Genomic DNA, 17,547 nt, shown 5'->3' with positions numbered 1-17,547 from the left:
GGCGGGTTACGCCAGTTCGCGGCGCAGCCGCTCCAGTCGGCCCACGGCGCTGCCGTCGATCACGTCGTCACCGACGCGCACGACGAGCCCGCTCAGCAGACTCGCGTCGACCTGCACGTGCACCGTGACCGGCTTGCCGTAGATGCGCTGCAACGAAGCGGCCAGCCGCTCCTTCTGCTGCGGCGTCAGGGCGATCGCGGCCCGCACGTGCGCGACGATCTGGTCGCGTCGCGACGCTGCCAGGTCGGACAACTCGTCGAAGGCCGCGCCGAGGCCGGTCTGCTGCCGGATCACCGTCTGCTCGGCGAGCGTGACGGTGATGGGCTCGGCCTTGCCGGTCAGCAGGCGGGTGATCAGGTCACGCCGCGCCGAGGCCGGCTTCGCGCGATCCGACAGAGCCTGCTCCAGGTCGGGGTTGTCGGCGATGATCCGGCCGAGCCGGAACAGCTCGTCCTCGACCGCGTCGAGCCGGCCGCTGTCGGCGGCCGACTCCAGCAGTGCCTCCTGGCCGAGCAACTCGAGGGTGTCGACCAGGTCGGCGGTGCGGGACCAGTCCTGGGCCACCGCGGTGGTCAGCACCGCCAAGGTGGCGGGGCTGACCTTGCCGCCGAAGACCCGCTCGCTCAGTTCGGCACGCGCCGAACCGGGCACCGACACGTCCGCGAGCGCAACACGCAGCGAACGCTGGCTGTCCAGCACGGCGACAACGGCGAACAGTTCCGAGCCCGTCGTCGCGGCAACACTGTCGCTTCCGGTCAGAGCGGCCCGAAGCGCCTCCCGCGAACGGGAGCTGGCCTCGCGGCTCGCTGCGTACATGCTTCTCACTTTCGCGTCGTTACCTTCCGACCCCGATGCCGGCGTCGGTGTCGTCGAGTTCGCTGAGGAACTTCTCGATCGACGCCGCCTGCTTGGCCTCGTCCGAAACCGACTGTCCGATGACCTTCTCGGCCAAGTCCACCGCGGTGCGGCCGACCTCGGAGCGCAGTTCGGTGAGGATCTGCTGGCGCTGGGCTTCCAGCTGGGCGTGGCCCGCGGCCACGATCCGGTCGCTTTCGGCCTGGGCCTCCGTGCGCATCTGCGCCAGGATCTGCTGGCCCTGGGTGCGCGCGTCCTCACGGATGCGCGCGGCCTCGAGGCGGGCGTCGGCCAGCTGCTGCTGGTACTGCGCCAGCGTCTGCTGTGCCTCTTCCTGCGCGGCCTCGGCCTTGGCGATACCGCCTTCGATCTTCTCGCTGCGCTCGTCGAGCACCTTGGTCAGGCGCGGGACGACGAACTTGTAGAACAGCACCGCGATAACCGCGACACAGACGATCGACCAGACGATGTCGTACGTTTCGGGGATCAGAGGATTGATGTCCTCCGAACTCTCCTCTGCGAGCAAAGAAATCGCGTTCATCGGAATCAGAAGATGAAGCCGGCGACGAGGCCGATCAGGGCCAGCGCCTCGGTGAACGCGATACCGAGGAACATGTTGGTACGGATGGTGCCCTGCAGCTCGGGCTGGCGGGCGATACCCTCGATCGCCTTACCGACGACGATGCCGACGCCGATGCCCGGGCCGATGGCGGCCAGGCCGTAGCCGACGGCGCCGAGGCCCTTCAGCGTCGACTCGTTGGCAGCTTCCTGGGCCAGGTACGAGAGGCTCATGAGTCTTCTTTCCCTTTCTGTTGCTCACCCGCCGGTCGGCGTGGTGTAGCAGGTCTCCAGTGATTTGTAGTGCGGTCAGTGGGAATCTGCGTGCTCGGCCAGGCCGATGTACACGGCGGTCAGCAGTGCAAACACATAGGCCTGCAGGAAGATGACCAACATCTCGAACATCGTGAACCCGATTCCCGCCAGCAGCGAGAACGGCGAGAACACCTTCATCCAGTTCGCGGCGTCGAACAGGAAGAACCAGGTGGAGCTGAAGAACAGCACCAGCATGATGTGACCGGCCAGCATGTTGGCCATGAGTCGGACGGTCAGCGTGAACGGACGCAGGATGAAGGTCGAGACGAATTCGATCGGAATCAGCAGCACATGCAGCGCGGGCGGCACGTTCGGCACCACGATGCTGCTGCGCATGTACTTGAAGAAGCCGTACTTCTTGATGCCGACGTAGTTGAACGCGATGTAGGCGATGACGGCCAGCACCAGCGGCATACCGATCCGCGCGTTCGAGGAGATATTCAAGAACGGGACGATGCTGGAGAAATTCAGGAAAAGAACCGTGAAGAAGATCGTCGCGATCAGCGGGAAATACTTGCGGCCGGTTTCCTTACCGAGGACCTCTTCGCAGATCTGCTCTTTGACGAAGACCAGACCGATCTCGGCGACATTCTGCAAGCCGCGCGGAACGATGCGGGGCGAACGGAAGGCCAGTGCCATGAGGCCGATCAGGACCGCCGACATCAGGATGCGAATGAGCATCAAGCGATCGAGTTCGAACGGCGTTCCCTCGAACAGCACCGCCGGAGGGAAAAAGTCGGTTAGCGATGGCGCGTGAAATTCCGCGGCCAAAGTGGTGACGCTCAGCGTTCTCTCCCGTGTTCGGGCCGCGGGTTCGGTCGTTCCCGCGGTTCGATCGGACATTGACGATCAATGTGGGTCGACTCAGGTCGGCTCGAAGTTCGTCAGCAGCTGCGCGGCATTCCCGCTCGGGCGTCTGTACGTGTGTCGGCGACATCGTCGACATGCAGAACCGGAACGGAGCCCGGCACGGCAGTAGCATAGCGTCACCTGGCGGGATCGTGGTGATCCCCCCGCTGGTCGCTTGCTTACCAAGACTTTACCAAGTTATCTACGACAGCGTGTAGCTGGGTGCGATTTGTTACCGATCGGTACCTGGACCAGCGTCGCGATCGGGCACCGTCACGTACGGAACCTTCTGTCGCAGAACGCCGTACGTCTCCGCGCCGAGCACGATGACCAGCGCTCCGATGACGGTGAGGAACAGCGCGACGCGGTCGTAGAAATCGAATTGATTCAAGATCGCGATCACCACCATGGCCACCAGCAGCTTGCCCGCCCAGCTGACCAGCATCACCAGTCCGGCCGTGGTCGGGGGCAGTTTCGCGCCGAAGAGCACCACCGCGGCGGTGGTCAGGATGAACCCGCCGCCGATCGCTGCGCCCAGCAGCGCGCCCCAGACGCCGGCGACGCCCGAGACCGCACCCGCGATCGCCACTGCGAGCACGGTCAGCACGACCAGCCCGACCAGGCCGTAGCGCAGCGCGGCGCGTAGCGGAGCGTCGGGGCCGGGGTCTGTGTACGGTGTCGAACTCACGAGCCGCACTCTACCCGTGCCGGTTGTCCTGCGCCGATGCCCTCATCCGGCGGCCTCGGGCGGCTCGCCGGGATGCTCGGCGTGTTCGGCGGCGGCCGCGCGTTCGCGGCGCAGCCCCGGAACCGCCGTCGCGACCAGGGCGAACACCAGTCCGCCCGCCATCAGCAGCACCACGACGCGCCGGTCCATCAGGGAGGTGCCGACCGCGCCGAAGGCCAGCACACCGACCCACAAATAGATGAGCAGGACCACACGCCGCTGCGAATGACCGATCTGGAGCAGCCGGTGATGCAGGTGCATTTTGTCCGGGGTGGAGAAGCTGACGCCGGCGCGCACCCGGCGCACGATGGCCAGCAGCAGGTCGAGCACCGGGATGAACATCACCGCGCCGACCAGCAGCAGCGGCGAGAGCAGGCCGACGATGTCGCGCGGACCGTAGCCGGTGAGCGGGATGCGCCCGGACGCGCTGGTCGAGACCGCGGCCAGCACCAGCCCGATCAGCATCGAGCCGGAATCGCCCATGAAGATCCGGGCCGGTGAGAAATTGTGCGGCAGGAAGCCGAGGCAGGCGCCGGCCAGCGCGGCGGCCAGCAGCGCCGGCGGGTAGGTATCGACCGAACCGCCCTGTTCGGTGAGCAGACCCACCGAGAAGGCGAAGACCGCGATCGAGGAGATCAGGCCCAGGCCCGCGGCCAGGCCGTCGAGGCCGTCGACGAAGTTCATCGCGTTGATCAGCGTCACCGCGACCGCGACCGTCACCAGGGCGCTCTGCAAGCCGTCCAGCACCACGGTCTCGTTGTTGAACGGGTTGTAGATGACGTACCAGCTGAGCCCCATCACCGCCATCACGCCCGCGGCGGTGACCTGACCCGCGAATTTGGTGAGCGCGTCCAGACCCCAGCGGTCGTCGACGATGCCGACCGCGACGATGATCGTCGCCGCGACCAGCACCGCGGCGATATCGGGCCGGTAGTCGAAGCCACGGCGCAGCGCGGGCAGCTGATGGGCGAACAGCACCGCGGCGACCACGCCCAGGTACATGCCGACCCCGCCCATCCGCGGGATCGGCTTGACGTGCACATCGCGTTCGCGCGGGACCGCGACGGCGCCGAAACCGATGGCCAGCACCCGGATCCCGCCGGTGGCCAGGAAGGTCACCACGGTGGAAACCAGCAGCACCAGCAGCAGCTCGCGCAGCGGGACGACGGCACCGGAACTTCCCAATGCGTGTACCGCGATCACTCGCGATACCGCCCGCTCATCCGATCGATCATCCGGTCACCGGGTAGCGGGGCCCGACAGCGCCTCGGGCGCCATCCCGAGCACCTCGGCGATATCGGCGATCGAGACCGCGCCCTCGCGCAGGATGCGCGGCTGATCGGCGGTCAGATCGACGATGGTCGAGGCGATCGCGTGCTCGGCGGGCCCGCCGTCGAGGTACACCCCGACGTGCTCGCCCAGCTGGGCACGCGCTTCGGCGGCGGTGGTGGCGGGCGGCTGTCCGGAGACGTTGGCGCTCGACACCGCCAGCGGGCCGACGCCGCGCAGCAACTCCAGCGCGACCGGATGCAGCGGCATCCGCAGCATCACCGTGCCCCTGGTGTCGCCGAGGTCCCAGGCCAGCGAAGGCGCCTGCTGCACAACCAGACTCAGCCCGCCGGGCCAGAACGCCTGGATCAGGTCGCGGGCCTGCGGACGCACCGAGAACACCAGGCCGTCGATGGTGTGCCAGGAACCGACGAGCACCGGCACCGGCATATCGCGCCCACGTCGTTTGGCGGCGAGCAGCTCGGCCACCGCCTGACTGTCGAACGCGTCGGCGGCTATGCCGTAGAGCGTGTCGGTGGGCATGACGACGAGCCGCCCGGACTTCAGGGCGCTGGTCGCGGCGGACAGTCCGGCGGCGCGCGAGTCGGGATCCGCGCAGTCGTAGACGGTACTCACGGGCCCCATCCTGTCACGCGGGCGTCGCGGCGCCGTCGGCCCCCGGGTAGAACGCGAATTCGCCACGCGCCACGGGCAAACCAGGACCCCTGGATACCTGGTAAACCCGGCACCGACGCGGATCAGGGTCAGGTGCGTACCGCGGCCACGAACCGTGGTTTACCCGCCAGATCGGAATGCTCGGTGATCTCGGTGAACGCGCCGGTTTCGGCGAGCAGAGCCGCCAGCTGAGAGCCATTGGAGTCGTCGTGTTCGATGGCGGTGCCGCCGCCGGGGCGCAGCAGACGGGCGACGGTCGGTATCAGCCCGCGGATGACGTCGAGGCCGTCGGCGCCGCCGAACAGGGCCCGGTGCGGATCGTGGTCGGCGACCTCGGGGTCGAGTTCGGCGCCGACGGGGATGTAGGGCGGATTGGACACCACGATGTCGGCCCGGCCGTTCAGCTCGGTGAGCAGCGCGGGGTCGGTGGCGTCGTCGGCGTAGAGGGTGATCGGGGTGTCGCCGGCCGCGATCCGCAGGTCGGCGTTGTGCCGGGCCCACGTCAGGGCGTCCGGATCGAGTTCGACCGCGCGCACGTCTGCGTCGGGGCGGGCGTGCGCGATGGCGAGCGCGAGCGCGCCCGAACCCGTGCAGAGATCCACCACGACGGGCGGGTGATCGTGACGCACGGCCTCGAGGTGGGCCAGCGCCCACGCGAACACCAGCTCGGTCTCCGGGCGCGGGATGAAGACGCCGGGGCCGACCTCGAGGTCGATCCGGCCCATCGAGGCGTGGCCGATCAAGTGCTGCAACGGGATTCGCTGCGCTCGCCGCCGCACCAGCTCGTGCAGGCCGGCGAGCTGTTCGGGCGTGAGCAGCGGAGCGAGCAGCAGCCGGGAACGCGGGACGCCGAGGACATGGGCGGCCAGCTGTTCGGCGTCCGCGCGCGGGCTCGGCACGCCCGCGGCCTGCAGCGTTTCGACGGCCTCGGCGAGCACGGGCCGCAACGGTGTGCGGGTCATGGCCTCGACTCTGCCCGATGACGGGTCATGGCGGGAACTCTTCGCCGCACCGGATCACCCTGCGTGGTCACCGTGGCCCGCCTGGCGCTCGCCGATCATGCCGGGCAAGCACCTGCCCATCACTCCGCGGCCATGCGGGCTTCGCGGTCGGCCTTGCCGAGCGCGTCGAGCAGGGCGTCCATATCGCCGTCGAGCACCGCGTCCAGGTTGTGTGCCTTGAAGCCGATGCGGTGGTCGGCGATGCGGTTCTCCGGGAAGTTGTAGGTGCGGATGCGCTCGGAGCGGTCCACGGTGCGGATCTGGCTGGCGCGGCCGGCCGCGGCCTCCTGTTCGGCCTGCTCCTCGGCCAGCGCTTGCAGTCGTGCGGCCAGCACCTGCATGGCGCGGGCCTTGTTCTGCAACTGGGACCGCTCGTTCTGGCAGGTCACCACGATGCCGGAGGGCAGATGGGTGATGCGAACGGCGGAGTCGGTGGTGTTGACGCCCTGGCCGCCCTTACCGGAAGAGCGGTAGACGTCGATGCGCAGATCGGTTTCGTCGATCTGCACCTGCTCGACCTCGTCGGGCTCGGGGTAGATCAGCACGCCGGCCGCGGAGGTGTGCACCCGGCCCTGCGATTCGGTCACCGGCACCCGCTGCACCCGGTGCACGCCGCCCTCGAACTTGAACCGCGACCAGACGCCGTCGCGGGCGGCGTCGCGGCTCTTGATCGACAGCGTGGCTTCCTTGTATCCACCCAGGTCGGAGTAGGTGGCATCGAGGATCTCGACCTTCCAGCCGTGCCGTTCGGCGTAGCGCACGTACATGCGCGCCAGGTCCGCGGCGAACAGTGCGGACTCCTCGCCGCCTTCACCGGACTTGACCTCGAGCACCACGTCGTCGCCGTCGTGCGGGTCGCGCGGGGCCAGCAGGTCGGTCAACGCCTGTTCCAGCTCGCTCACCTGCTGCTCCAGCTCGGGCACTTCGGCGGCGAAGGCCGCGTCGTCGGCGGCCAGCTCGCGGGCGGCGGCCAGATCGTCGCGGGCGGCGCTGAGCTTGCGGTAGGTCGACATCACCGGCGCGAGCTCGGCGAACCGCTTACCGACGCGGCGGGCCGCACCCGCGTCGTTGTGCAGCGCCGGATCGGCGAGCTGGGTCTCCAAGCCCGCGTACTCGGCCAGGATGTCGTCGATCGCGGACGGCTGGGTCACGGTCGGCTTCCTCTCGTGCGTGTTCGGTATCGGTGGTCGGGCCGAGAAAACACCGACGCCCGGGCCTGCGGGGCAGGACCGGGCGTCGGCGAGGAAGCTACTTGGAGTCGGCCTTCTTCTCGGCGCGCTTGCCGTAGCGGGCCTCGAAGCGGGCCACGCGGCCGCCGGTGTCCAGGATCTTCTGCTTGCCGGTGTAGAACGGGTGGCACTGCGAGCAGACCTCGACGGTGATGTGCCCGGATTCCTTGGTGGACCGGGTCTGGAACGTATTGCCGCAACCGCAGACGACGGTGGTGTCGACGTAGGTCGGGTGGATTCCTGCCTTCATGGGTGTCCTCTCGAAAATGGCGCCGGGTCGCTCGCGCGGACAGCGTCGAACGTGAACCGGAGCCGACTAGGCGGGATTGTCCGCGAACAGCGCGGACGCACGGCGATCCAGTATGCCAGATGCACCGACACGTGTACGAACGCCCCCGCGAGCCCGGTTGTTCCCCGGCGAGTAATCCCCCTTCGCTATCGCCCCAGGAACTGGGGGGACGCGCACCGGCCGCACTCGAGGAACCCTGAAGTCGGGTAGTCGGCTACTCAAGAATACGAACAGCTCCGTTCATAGTGTTGGAATCCGATGCACGTCGGCGTGCCGAGACATGGAAAGGAGAATCCTTTGAACAGCCGGATGAACAACCGTGTGGCCTTCGCGGTGCTGGTCGCACTGGTCGTGGCTGTCGCGGCGGGATGGTTCGCCGCGCCGGGTGGTATGGACTCTCCGTCGTCGTCGGCGGGACCGGACCTGCCCTCGGCATCGGGTTTCACGACGGAGATCCAGGCCCCGGTCCACCCCGTGGACCAGCAACGACAGCCCGCACCAGCATCCGACACCGCCCTCACGGCAACCGCGCGACGCTCCTCGTTCGACGGCGCCGCGCTGATTCTCGCCTTCCTGATCGCGGGTGCCGCCGCCATCGGCCTCGTGTTCTTCTCCCCCGCCGCGATCCGAACCCCACGCGCGGCCCCGCAAACGGCTCGAGGGCCCCACCGCAGTGGAGCCCTCGAGGCCGTGCTCATCGCCGCGCGGCGGTCGGTCGACTCATTCGTCGAGCGCACCCGGCGCGGTCTTGGAGACCTGCATGAGGAACTCCAGGTTGTTCTTGCTCTTCTTCAAACGATCGATGAGCAGGTCGATCGCCTGATGCGAGTCCAGGCCGGACAGCACGCGACGCAGCTTGTGCAGCACCGCGGCCTCGTCTGGGCTCAGCAGTAGTTCGTCCTTACGGGTACCGGACGGCGCGACGTCGACCGCCGGGAACACCCGCCGCTCGGCGATCTTGCGGTCCAGCTTGAGCTCGGCGTTACCGGTGCCCTTGAACTCCTCGAAGATCACCGTGTCACCGGTCGAACCGGTCTCCACCATGGCGGTGGCGATGATCGTCAGCGAGCCGCCGTTCTCGATGTTGCGGGCCGCGCCGAGGAACCGCTTGGGCGGGTACAGCGCGGTGGAATCCACACCACCGGAAAGGATTCGGCCCGAAGCCGGCGAGGAGTTGTTGTAGGCGCGGCCCAATCGGGTGATCGAGTCGAGCAGCACGACGACATCCTTGCCCATCTCCACCAGGCGCTTGGCCCGCTCGATGGCGAGCTCGGCGACCGAGGTGTGATCGGCCGGCGGACGGTCGAAGGTGGAGGCGATGACCTCACCCTTGACCGAACGCTGCATATCGGTGACCTCTTCGGGCCGCTCGTCGACCAGCACCACCATCAGGTAGCACTCGGGGTTGTTGACCGCGATCGCGTTGGCGATGTCCTGCATGATCGTGGTCTTACCGGCCTTGGGCGGGGACACGATCAGCGCGCGCTGGCCCTTACCGATCGGCATGATCAGGTCGATGACCCGGGTGGTCAGCTTGTTGGGCTGAGTTTCCAGGCGCAGCCGCTGGTTCGGGTACAGCGGGGTGAGCTTGTTGAAGTCGGGCCGACGCTTGGCCGCCTCGACATCACCGCCGTTGACGGTGTCCAAACGGACCAGCGGATCGAACTTCTGCCGCTGATTCGACTGCTCACCGTCACGCGGGGCGCGCACCGCACCGGTGATCGCGTCACCGCGGCGCAGGCCGTTCTTGCGGACCAGGTTCATCGAGACGTACACGTCGTTCGGGCCGGCCAGGTAGCCGGAGGTGCGCACGAACGCGTAGTTGTCGAGCACGTCGAGGATGCCGGCGACCGGCTGCAGGACGTCGTCCTCGCGGATCTCGAGCTCGCGCGCCTCGCCGCCGCCACCATCGCGGTCGCGGCTGCGCCGGCGCTCACGGAACCGGCGTCCGCGCCGTCCGCGCCCGCCTTCCTCGTCGTCGCCGCCGCGGTTGTCGCCGCGTCCGCCGGCGTTCTGGCCGCGGTCACCGGACTGGCCCTGCTGCTGGCCACGGTCACGACGACGTTCGCCGCCGTCGCCCTCCGGCTTGGCCTCGTCGGTGCGGGTCTCGGTGGCGGTGTCGGTACCACCGGCGTTGCCGCGCGCCTGGTCGTTGCCGCGCGCCTGGTCGCGGCCACGACGCTGCCTGCCGCGACCGCGCTGGCCCTGCTCACGACCGGACTCGTCGGAGTTCTCGGCGGCGGGCGCCGCGGCGTCGGCGTTGTCGGCGGAATTCTTCTCGGAAGACTTGGCGCGCGCGTCCTTGGCGGCGTCGCCGGCCGGGGCCTGCGGGGCCGCGGCGGGCTGCGAATCCTTGGCGGGCGCGGTGTTCTGCGCGGCGGGTTCCTGCGCGGGCGCGACGTCCAGCGTCGGCTGCTCGGCGCGGGTCGCGGCGTTCTTCGCCTCGGTCTTGGTGGCGGACTTGGCCGAAGCGCGCGCCGGCTTGTCCGCGGACGCCGCCTTGCCTGCCTGATTTTCCTTGATGGCGGCGATCAGATCGCCCTTGCGCATACCGGAGGTCCCTCGGATACCGAGCTCCCCCGCGAGTGCGCGCAACTGCGGCAACAACATTCCAGTCAGCCCCGATCGTGCGACGTCGGTGTGTTCGCTCATCTTCGAAATCTGTCCGGAGTCACTATCGCGGTCTCCCGAGGCCTGCGGGTTGGAATCCACCCCGGGTGTCGCGAGCAGGTCCGTATCTGTCACGGAGATCCTTTCCTTCCCTCGAAGGCCGTCTGCTGTGTCGAGGGTTCGTTCCGCAGTCCGGTCGCTGTGCCGGGCTCGGATGTGTAGCCGTATCGCCTGCTCCGTCGGAGTCGGAGGCTTCGCCACCGATCATGAAAAAGGTGGGAGAGATCATTCCAGTTGCGCAGCTCCGCAACACCCCCATGGCCTGGAGGCTCGAGCCTGGAGCCTGCTGGAGCGATTGCCCTGATGAAGCACCGGCGTCTGACGCGCACGATGTACGGACTTGCCCAGGATAGCTGGCAACTGTGAGGCTCGGCAAGGTGGACTCGCCGTCAGTGCACGCCGACGCCCTCGGCGAGTCCCGGCTCGACCACCCGCAGGCCATCGGCCAGGGCCTGTTCGCGCAGCTCGGCCGGGAAATCCGCGGTGGTCAGGGCCAGAATCGTCGGGCCGGCGCCGGACACCGTCGCGGCGATGCCCGCGGCCCGCAACCGGGCGATCCAGGCGGTGGTCAGCGGCAGTGCGGGTGCGCGCTGGGCCTGGTGCAGACGGTCGGCGGTGGCGGGCATGAGCAGGTCCGGACGCTCGGTCAGCGCCACCACGGCCAGCGCCGCCCGGCTGACATTGAACGCCGCATCACCGTGCGGGACCACCTCGGGCAGCAAGCCACGGGTGTGCGCGGTGGAGGAGCGGTCCTCCGGGATCAGCACCACCGGGCGCAGCGCCGGATGCGGAGTCAACCGGACCGCGCGGTAGGCGCGATTGTGGTGGTCGACCGGGGCACCGTCGGGGCCGGCGTCGGCGGGGCGGTCGGTTTCCGACCAGGACACCACGATGCCGCCGAGCACGCTGGCCGCGGCATTGTCGGGGTGCCCTTCGAATTCCGAGGCCAGCTGCACCAGCCGGTCGTCGTCGATGCGCAGCTCGGGATCGAACTTCGCCGCGAGACCGCTACCGGCGGCCAGTCCACCGACGACCGCCGAGGCCGACGAGCCCAGCCCACGCGAATGCGGAATCGCGTTGCGGCACACCACATCGAGGCCGTCGGCCCAGACCCCGGCCGACTCCAGGCCGCGCTCGATCGCGCGGACCACCAGATGCGAAGGGCCCCAAGGCACGTCGTCGGCGCCCTCACCCTCCACCCGGATGGTGAGACCGGTCGAGGTGGTGCGCACCTCGATCTCGTCGTAGATGCCCAATGCCATACCGAGCGAATCGAATCCGGGGCCCAGGTTGGCGCTGGACGCCGGAACCCGCGCGGTCACCGACAATCCGGCGGGCAGCGTCCTGGTCATCACCTGGCTCTCGCGCGCGGTCAACTCAGGCCAGCTCGAGTTCGGCGGCGACCGCGACCGGGTCCACCGGAATCGCCTGGACCTGCGGCATTCCCAGCAGCGCGGTATCGGGGTCCTTGAGCCCGTTGCCGGTAACGGTGCACACCACGGTGAGCCCGGAATCGAGCCAGCCCTCCTTGCGGGCGGCGAGCAGACCGGCGACGCTGGCCGCCGACGCGGGTTCGACGAACACGCCCTCGGTCGCTGCGACCAGCCGGTAGGCCGCCAGGATCTCCTCGTCGGTGGCCGCGCGGAAGGCGCCACCGGACTGCTCCTTGGCCTCGACCGCGCTGTTCCACGAGGCCGGGGCGCCGATCCGGATGGCGGTGGCGATGGTCTCCGGGTCCTTCACCGGGGCACCGTTGACCAGCGGGGCCGCACCGGCGGCCTGCACGCCGAGCATGCGCGGCAGCGAGCTGGTGACGCCGTCGGCCTGGTATTCGCGGTAACCGCGCCAGTAGGCGGTGATGTTGCCGGCATTACCGACCGGAAGCACGTGCACATCCGGCGCCTTGCCCAGCACATCGCAGATCTCGAACGAGGCCGTCTTCTGGCCTTCGATGCGGGCCGGGTTCACCGAGTTGACCAGCCCGATCTCCGGGAACTCGGAGGTCACCTTGCGGGCCAGCTCCAGACAGTCGTCGAAGTTGCCCTGCACCTGGATGACCTTCGCGCCGAGCATGACGGCCTGGGCCAGCTTGCCCATCGCGATCTTGCCCTCGGGGATCAGCACCGCGCAGCTCATCCCGGCGCGGGTGGCGTAGGCCGCCGCCGAGGCCGAGGTGTTACCGGTGGAGGCGCACAGCACGGCCTTCTGGCCGCGGTACTTGGCATCGGTGATGGCCATGGTCATACCGCGGTCCTTGAACGAACCGGTCGGGTTCAGGCCCTCGACCTTGAGGTAGACCTCGCAACCGGTCAGCTCGGACAGATGCGTCGCGGGCACCAGCGGGGTGCCGCCCTCGAAGAGGGTGACCGGCTCCCAGTCGGCACCGACGGCGAGCCGATCGCGGTAGGCCGTGATCAGGCCCGGCCACCGGGAGTGCACTCCGGTCTGGTGGGCGACTCCGGCTGTCGAACGCCCACCCGTCGCCCGGCCACCGCCCCTCACCGAATCGCTTCGCGATGCTGTCGTCATTCTTCGGTGCCTTCCAATCTCAAAACGCTGGTCACGGAGGTGACGGACGGCAATTCCGCCAGCGCGGACACAGTATCCGCGAGGGCCGACTCCGTCGCATGGTGGGTGACGACGACCAGGCGCGCGCCCTCGCCGTGGCCTTCCTGGCGCACGGTCGAGATGCTCACCCCATGGTCGGCGAACTCGCCCGCGACCGCTTGCAGCACGCCGGCGCGGTCGGCGACCTGGAGGTTCACGTGGTAACGGGTGGGAGTATCGCCGATCGGCGCGATCGGCAGCTCAGCATAAACCGATTCACCGGGCGCGCGGCCACCGTAGAACTTGTTGCGGGCGGCCATCACCAGATCACCGAGCACGGCCGACGCGGTGGGCGCGCCACCGGCGCCCTGACCGTAGAACATCAGCCGGCCGGCGTTCTCGGCCTCGACGACCACCGCGTTGAACGCGCCGTTGACCGCGGCCAGCGGGTGTTCGCGTGGGATGAGCGCCGGGTAGACGCGCACCGAGACCCGCTCCTTGCCGCCCTCGTCGGGTCCGGGTTCGCCGGGACCGGCCGGGACGCGCTCGCAGATGGCGAGCAGCTTCACCGTGCAGCCGACCGCGGAGGCCGTCTCCAGGTCCTCGGAGGTGATCTTGGAGATGCCCTCGCGGTAGACGTCGGCGGCGGTGACCCGGGTGTGGAAGGCCAGCGAGGCCAGGATCGCGGCCTTGGCGGCGGCGTCGAAGCCCTCGACGTCGGCGGTGGGGTCGGCCTCGGCGTAACCGAGGCGGGTCGCCTCGGCGAGGGTGTCGTGGTAGTCGGCGCCGGTCTCGTCCATCGCGGAGAGGATGAAGTTGGTGGTGCCGTTGACGATGCCGACCACCTTGTTCACCCGGTCGCCGGACAGCGACTGGATCAGCGGGCGCACCACCGGGATGGCGCCGGCGACAGCGGCCTCGAAGTAGAGGTCGGCCCGGCTGCGTTCGGCGGCGGCGGCGAGTTCGCCGGTGTAATCGGCCAGCAGCGCCTTGTTCGCCGAGATCACCGACTTGCCGGCGTTCAAGGCGGCCAGGATCAGGCCGCGGGCGGGATCGATGCCGCCCATGACCTCGACGACCAGATCGACATCGGCGCGCGCGACGAGCGCTTCGGCGTCGGTGGTCAGCAGTTCGGCCGGAACGCCACGATCGCGGTCCAGGTCGCGCACGGCGACACCGCGCAGCACGACCGGAGCACCGACCCGCGACCGCAGATCATCGGCGTGGTCCCGGAGGATTCGCACGACCTCGGTGCCGACATTGCCCATGCCGAGCACCGCCACCCCGATCGGCCGCTCGTTACCCCAGGTGCCGTTCTTCGCGGCCACAGCCGCATTTGCCTCGGTCATGTCGGTTCCACCTCGCTCATCACGTCGTACATCAGACCTCGAGTCCGATCAGGTCCGCGACGGTTTCGCGGCGCAGCAGCAGCCGGGCCTGTCCATCGCGGACGGCGACCACAGCGGGCCGGGTCAGCATGTTGTACCGGCTCGACATCGAATAGCAGTACGCGCCGGTCGCCGCCACCGCCACCAGATCGCCCGGACCGGCGTCGGCCTGCATCCAGGTGTCGCGGATGACGATATCGCCGCTCTCGCAATGCTTTCCGACCACACGAGCGACCACCGGCGCGGCGTCGGAGGCCCGCGAGACCAGGCGGCAGTCGTAGTCGGCCTGATACAGCGCGGGGCGGATGTTGTCGCTCATCCCGCCGTCCACGCTGACGTAGCGGCGGCGCAGGCCGCCGTCGAGCGAGACGTCCTTGACGGTGCCCACCTCGTAGAGGGTGACCGTGCCTGGCCCGGCGATCGCCCGTCCGGGCTCCACCGCGATGACCGGTTCGGGCAGCCCGGCCCGCTCGGCCTCCTGCGCGACCAGCTTGCGCAGGTTGGCGGCGAACTCGTCCAGCGGCGGCGGGTTGTCGGCCTCCAGGTATGAAATGCCAAGGCCACCACCGAGATCCAGGATGGAGATCTGCGCGGTGCGCTCGGCGCCGAACCTGTCGACGGCATCGCGCAGCAGGCCGAGCATGCGGCGCGCGGCGATCTCGAAACCGTCGATCTCGAAGATCTGCGAACCGATATGACTGTGCAGGCCGACCAGGCGCAGGTTGTCGGCGGCGAACACCCGTGCCAGCGCTTCCATGGCGTCGCCGCCGGCGATGGAGAAGCCGAACTTCTGGTCCTCGTGCGCGGTCGAAATGTATTCGTGGGTATGGGCTTCCACGCCGACCGTGACGCGAACCAGCACGTCCTGCACCACACCGGCCCGGCCGGCGACGGCCTCGAGCCGTTCGATCTCGATCAGCGAGTCCACCACCACATGGCCGACGCCGACCTCGACCGCCTTCTCCAGCTCGGCAACGGATTTGTTGTTGCCGTGCAAGGCGATTCGCTCGGCCGGGAAGCCGCCGTTGAGCGCTACCGCGAGTTCACCGCCGGAGCAGACGTCCAGCGACAGTCCTTCGTCGCGAATCCAGCGCGCGATCTCGCCACACAGGAACGCTTTGGAGGCGTAGTGCACGCGGGCGTTCGGACCGAAAGCGCGCACCATGTCGCGGCAGCGGGAACGGAAATCGTCCTCGTCGATGACGAACAGCGGCGTACCGAATTCGGCCGCGAGTTCGGTCACCGGGATTCCGGCCAGGCGCACCACGCCGTCCTCACCGCGGGTGGCGTTACGCGGCCACACATGCGCGGGCAGCTCGATGAGCTGCTTGGGGTCGGTCGGGCGCTCCGGCAGATTCGGGGCGTGCGGGATTTCGGCGTGCCGGGGACCGGCAGGATGGGCGCTCACGTGTTTTCCTCCATGGCCGGTGCGGTCGATACCTGGTGCTGCGTGCTCACATGCGCTCCGGTGCGGAGACGCCGAGCAGGGCAAGGCCATTGGCCAGCACCTGCTTGGTGGCGTTTACCAAGGCGAGGCGGGCGACGTTGGTCGGCGAGACCGGTTCGTCGCCCAGCGGCAGTACGCGCAGGGACTTGTTGGTCTGGAACGGGTGGTAGGCCCCGGCCAGTTCTTCCAGGTAGCGGGCGATCCGATGGGGTTCGCGCAGGCTCGCGGCACTGGCCACCACCCGGGGGAATTCGCCGATGGTGCGGATGAGCGCGCCCTCCTCCTCGGCGGTGAGCAGCGAGAAGTCGGGCTCGACGGTGGCGTACTCGGGGAATTCGGCGGCATTGCGGCCGATCGAGGCGGCCCGGGCGTGCGCGTACTGCACGTAGTAGACCGGGTTGACGCTGTCCTGCTTGGTCCACAGATCCAGGTCGATGTCCAGGCTCGAATTCACCGAGCTGCGCACCAGCGAATAGCGCGCGGCGTCGACGCCGATGGCCTCCACCAGGTCGTCGAGGGTGACGACGGTGCCCGCGCGCTTGCTCATCCGCACCGCGACGCCGTCGCGCAGCAGGTTCACCATCTGGCCGATGAGCACCTCGACGGTGGCCGGATCGTCGCCGAACGCGGCGGCGGCGGCCTTCAACCGGCCGATGTAGCCGTGGTGGTCGGCGCCGAGCATGTAGATGCACAGATCGAAGCCGCGGGCGCGCTTGTTCTGCAAGTAGGCGATGTCACCGGCGATGTAGGCGGCATTGCCGTCGCTCTTGATGACGACGCGGTCCTGGTCGTCGCCGTACTCGGAGCTGGCGATCCACCAGGCGCCGTCCTTTTCGTACAGGTCGCCGGAGTTCTTGAGGGTGTTGACCGCCTCGTCCACCGCGCCGGAGGCGAACAGTGAGCTCTCGTTGAAGTAGACGTCGAAGTCGGTGCCGAAATCGTGCAGCGTCTTCTTGATGTGGGCGAACATCAGCTCCACACCCTCGGCGCGGAACCGCTCGAGCCGCAGTTCGGGCTCGATATCGAGCACGCCGGGATGGTCGGCGACGATCTTGTCCGCGATCTCGCCGATGTAGGCGCCGGCGTAGCCCTTCTCCGGGGTCGGGGCGCCGGTCGCGGCCGCGACCAGGGATTCGGCGAACCGGTCGATCTGGGCGCCGTGATCGTTGAAGTAGTACTCGCGCACCACATCGGCGCCCTGCGCGGCCAGGATGCGGCCGAGCGCGTCACCGACGGCGGCCCACCGGGTACCACCCAGGTGCACCGGACCGGTGGGGTTGGCGGAGACGAACTCGAGGTTGATCTTGGTGCCGGCGAGGGTGTCGGCGGTGCCGTAGGCCGCACCGGCCTTGCGCACCTGCTCGAGGATCGCACCCTGCGCGGAAGCGGCGAGGCGGATGTTGAGGAAGCCCGGACCGGCGACCTCGGCCGCGGCGACGGCGTCGGTGGCGTCGAGCGCCTCGGCGAGCCAGGTGGCCAGATCGCGCGGGTTGGTTCCGGCCTTCTTGGCGACACGCATGGCCAGATTCGTGGCATAGTCGCCGTGTTCCGGATTACGGGGACGCTCCACGGTGACCTCGTCGGGCAGGACCGCCGGGTCCAGTCCACGTTCGACAAGCACCTTCGCCGCGGTCGCGTGAAGGAGATCTGCAAGGTCAGCTGGAGTCACGAGTCTCTATCCTATGGTCTGGGCAGGTGTGCACCACGAGTGGGCACCAGGTGTTCGCG

16 protein-coding genes are annotated in these 17,547 nt (G+C 68.7%); all 16 read right to left on the bottom strand.

The features are described 5' to 3' along the window. Window positions 1-6: 6 nt before the first annotated feature. Window positions 7-816: a F0F1 ATP synthase subunit delta gene (locus NOCYR_RS05720; RefSeq protein ID WP_014349408.1), complete on the bottom strand. Its 810-nt coding sequence runs from the start codon at window positions 814-816 to the stop codon at window positions 7-9. 19 nt (window positions 817-835) lie between these two features. After that, window positions 836-1,396 carry a F0F1 ATP synthase subunit B gene (locus NOCYR_RS05715; RefSeq protein ID WP_048832914.1) on the bottom strand — a complete coding sequence of 187 codons (561 nt, stop codon included), beginning with the start codon at window positions 1,394-1,396 and terminating at the stop codon, window positions 836-838. Window positions 1,397-1,401: 5 nt separating this feature from the next. Beyond that, a complete protein-coding gene (locus tag NOCYR_RS05710; protein ID WP_011207590.1) occupies window positions 1,402-1,647 on the bottom strand; it encodes an ATP synthase F0 subunit C in 246 nt (81 codons plus the stop codon). A gap of 75 nt (window positions 1,648-1,722) precedes the next feature. Further along, window positions 1,723-2,571 carry a F0F1 ATP synthase subunit A gene (atpB, locus tag NOCYR_RS05705; RefSeq protein ID WP_081505323.1) on the bottom strand — a complete coding sequence of 283 codons (849 nt, stop codon included), beginning with the start codon at window positions 2,569-2,571 and terminating at the stop codon, window positions 1,723-1,725. A 238-nt stretch (window positions 2,572-2,809) separates the two neighbouring features. Further along, on the bottom strand, window positions 2,810-3,274 hold the full coding sequence (locus NOCYR_RS05700; protein ID WP_014349405.1) for a hypothetical protein: 465 nt from the start codon (window positions 3,272-3,274) through the stop codon (window positions 2,810-2,812). A 33-nt stretch (window positions 3,275-3,307) separates the two neighbouring features. After that, the gene (locus tag NOCYR_RS05695) at window positions 3,308-4,489 is read right to left on the bottom strand and encodes an MraY family glycosyltransferase (protein ID WP_175587128.1); all 1,182 of its coding nucleotides are present in this window, start codon (window positions 4,487-4,489) and stop codon (window positions 3,308-3,310) included. 54 nt (window positions 4,490-4,543) lie between these two features. Continuing rightward, entirely contained in the window at window positions 4,544-5,209 is a 666-nt protein-coding gene (locus NOCYR_RS05690; RefSeq protein ID WP_014349403.1) for an L-threonylcarbamoyladenylate synthase, read from the bottom strand. 128 nt (window positions 5,210-5,337) lie between these two features. After that, window positions 5,338-6,210, bottom strand: a complete 873-nt coding sequence (gene prmC, locus NOCYR_RS05685) for a peptide chain release factor N(5)-glutamine methyltransferase (RefSeq protein WP_014349402.1) — start codon at window positions 6,208-6,210, stop codon at window positions 5,338-5,340. A gap of 119 nt (window positions 6,211-6,329) precedes the next feature. Beyond that, the gene (gene prfA, locus NOCYR_RS05680; RefSeq protein WP_014349401.1) at window positions 6,330-7,400 is read right to left on the bottom strand and encodes a peptide chain release factor 1; all 1,071 of its coding nucleotides are present in this window, start codon (window positions 7,398-7,400) and stop codon (window positions 6,330-6,332) included. 97 nt (window positions 7,401-7,497) lie between these two features. After that, window positions 7,498-7,728 (bottom strand): 50S ribosomal protein L31, encoded by a 231-nt coding sequence (rpmE, locus tag NOCYR_RS05675; protein WP_014349400.1) that lies wholly within the window; start codon window positions 7,726-7,728, stop codon window positions 7,498-7,500. A 759-nt stretch (window positions 7,729-8,487) separates the two neighbouring features. After that, complete coding sequence (rho, locus tag NOCYR_RS05670; protein ID WP_048832910.1) at window positions 8,488-10,512, bottom strand: transcription termination factor Rho; 2,025 nt, start codon at window positions 10,510-10,512, stop codon at window positions 8,488-8,490. 314 nt (window positions 10,513-10,826) lie between these two features. Continuing rightward, window positions 10,827-11,789 carry a homoserine kinase gene (gene thrB, locus NOCYR_RS05665; RefSeq protein WP_048833936.1) on the bottom strand — a complete coding sequence of 321 codons (963 nt, stop codon included), beginning with the start codon at window positions 11,787-11,789 and terminating at the stop codon, window positions 10,827-10,829. Between the two features lie 25 nt (window positions 11,790-11,814). Then, on the bottom strand, window positions 11,815-12,876 hold the full coding sequence (gene thrC / locus NOCYR_RS05660) for a threonine synthase (RefSeq protein WP_014349397.1): 1,062 nt from the start codon (window positions 12,874-12,876) through the stop codon (window positions 11,815-11,817). Between the two features lie 86 nt (window positions 12,877-12,962). Next, window positions 12,963-14,333: a homoserine dehydrogenase gene (locus NOCYR_RS05655; RefSeq protein WP_014349396.1), complete on the bottom strand. Its 1,371-nt coding sequence runs from the start codon at window positions 14,331-14,333 to the stop codon at window positions 12,963-12,965. A gap of 31 nt (window positions 14,334-14,364) precedes the next feature. Continuing rightward, the gene (gene lysA, locus NOCYR_RS05650) at window positions 14,365-15,780 is read right to left on the bottom strand and encodes a diaminopimelate decarboxylase (protein ID WP_014349395.1); all 1,416 of its coding nucleotides are present in this window, start codon (window positions 15,778-15,780) and stop codon (window positions 14,365-14,367) included. 46 nt (window positions 15,781-15,826) lie between these two features. Beyond that, on the bottom strand, window positions 15,827-17,488 hold the full coding sequence (argS, locus tag NOCYR_RS05645) for an arginine--tRNA ligase (RefSeq protein WP_048832907.1): 1,662 nt from the start codon (window positions 17,486-17,488) through the stop codon (window positions 15,827-15,829). Between the last annotated feature and the right edge of the window lie 59 nt (window positions 17,489-17,547).

This window comes from Nocardia cyriacigeorgica GUH-2, assembly GCF_000284035.1.
In the GTDB taxonomy this organism is placed as follows: domain Bacteria; phylum Actinomycetota; class Actinomycetes; order Mycobacteriales; family Mycobacteriaceae; genus Nocardia; species Nocardia cyriacigeorgica_B.
The sequence above is the reverse complement of the archived record's forward strand: the minus strand, read 5'-3'. Positions and strand labels throughout refer to the sequence as shown.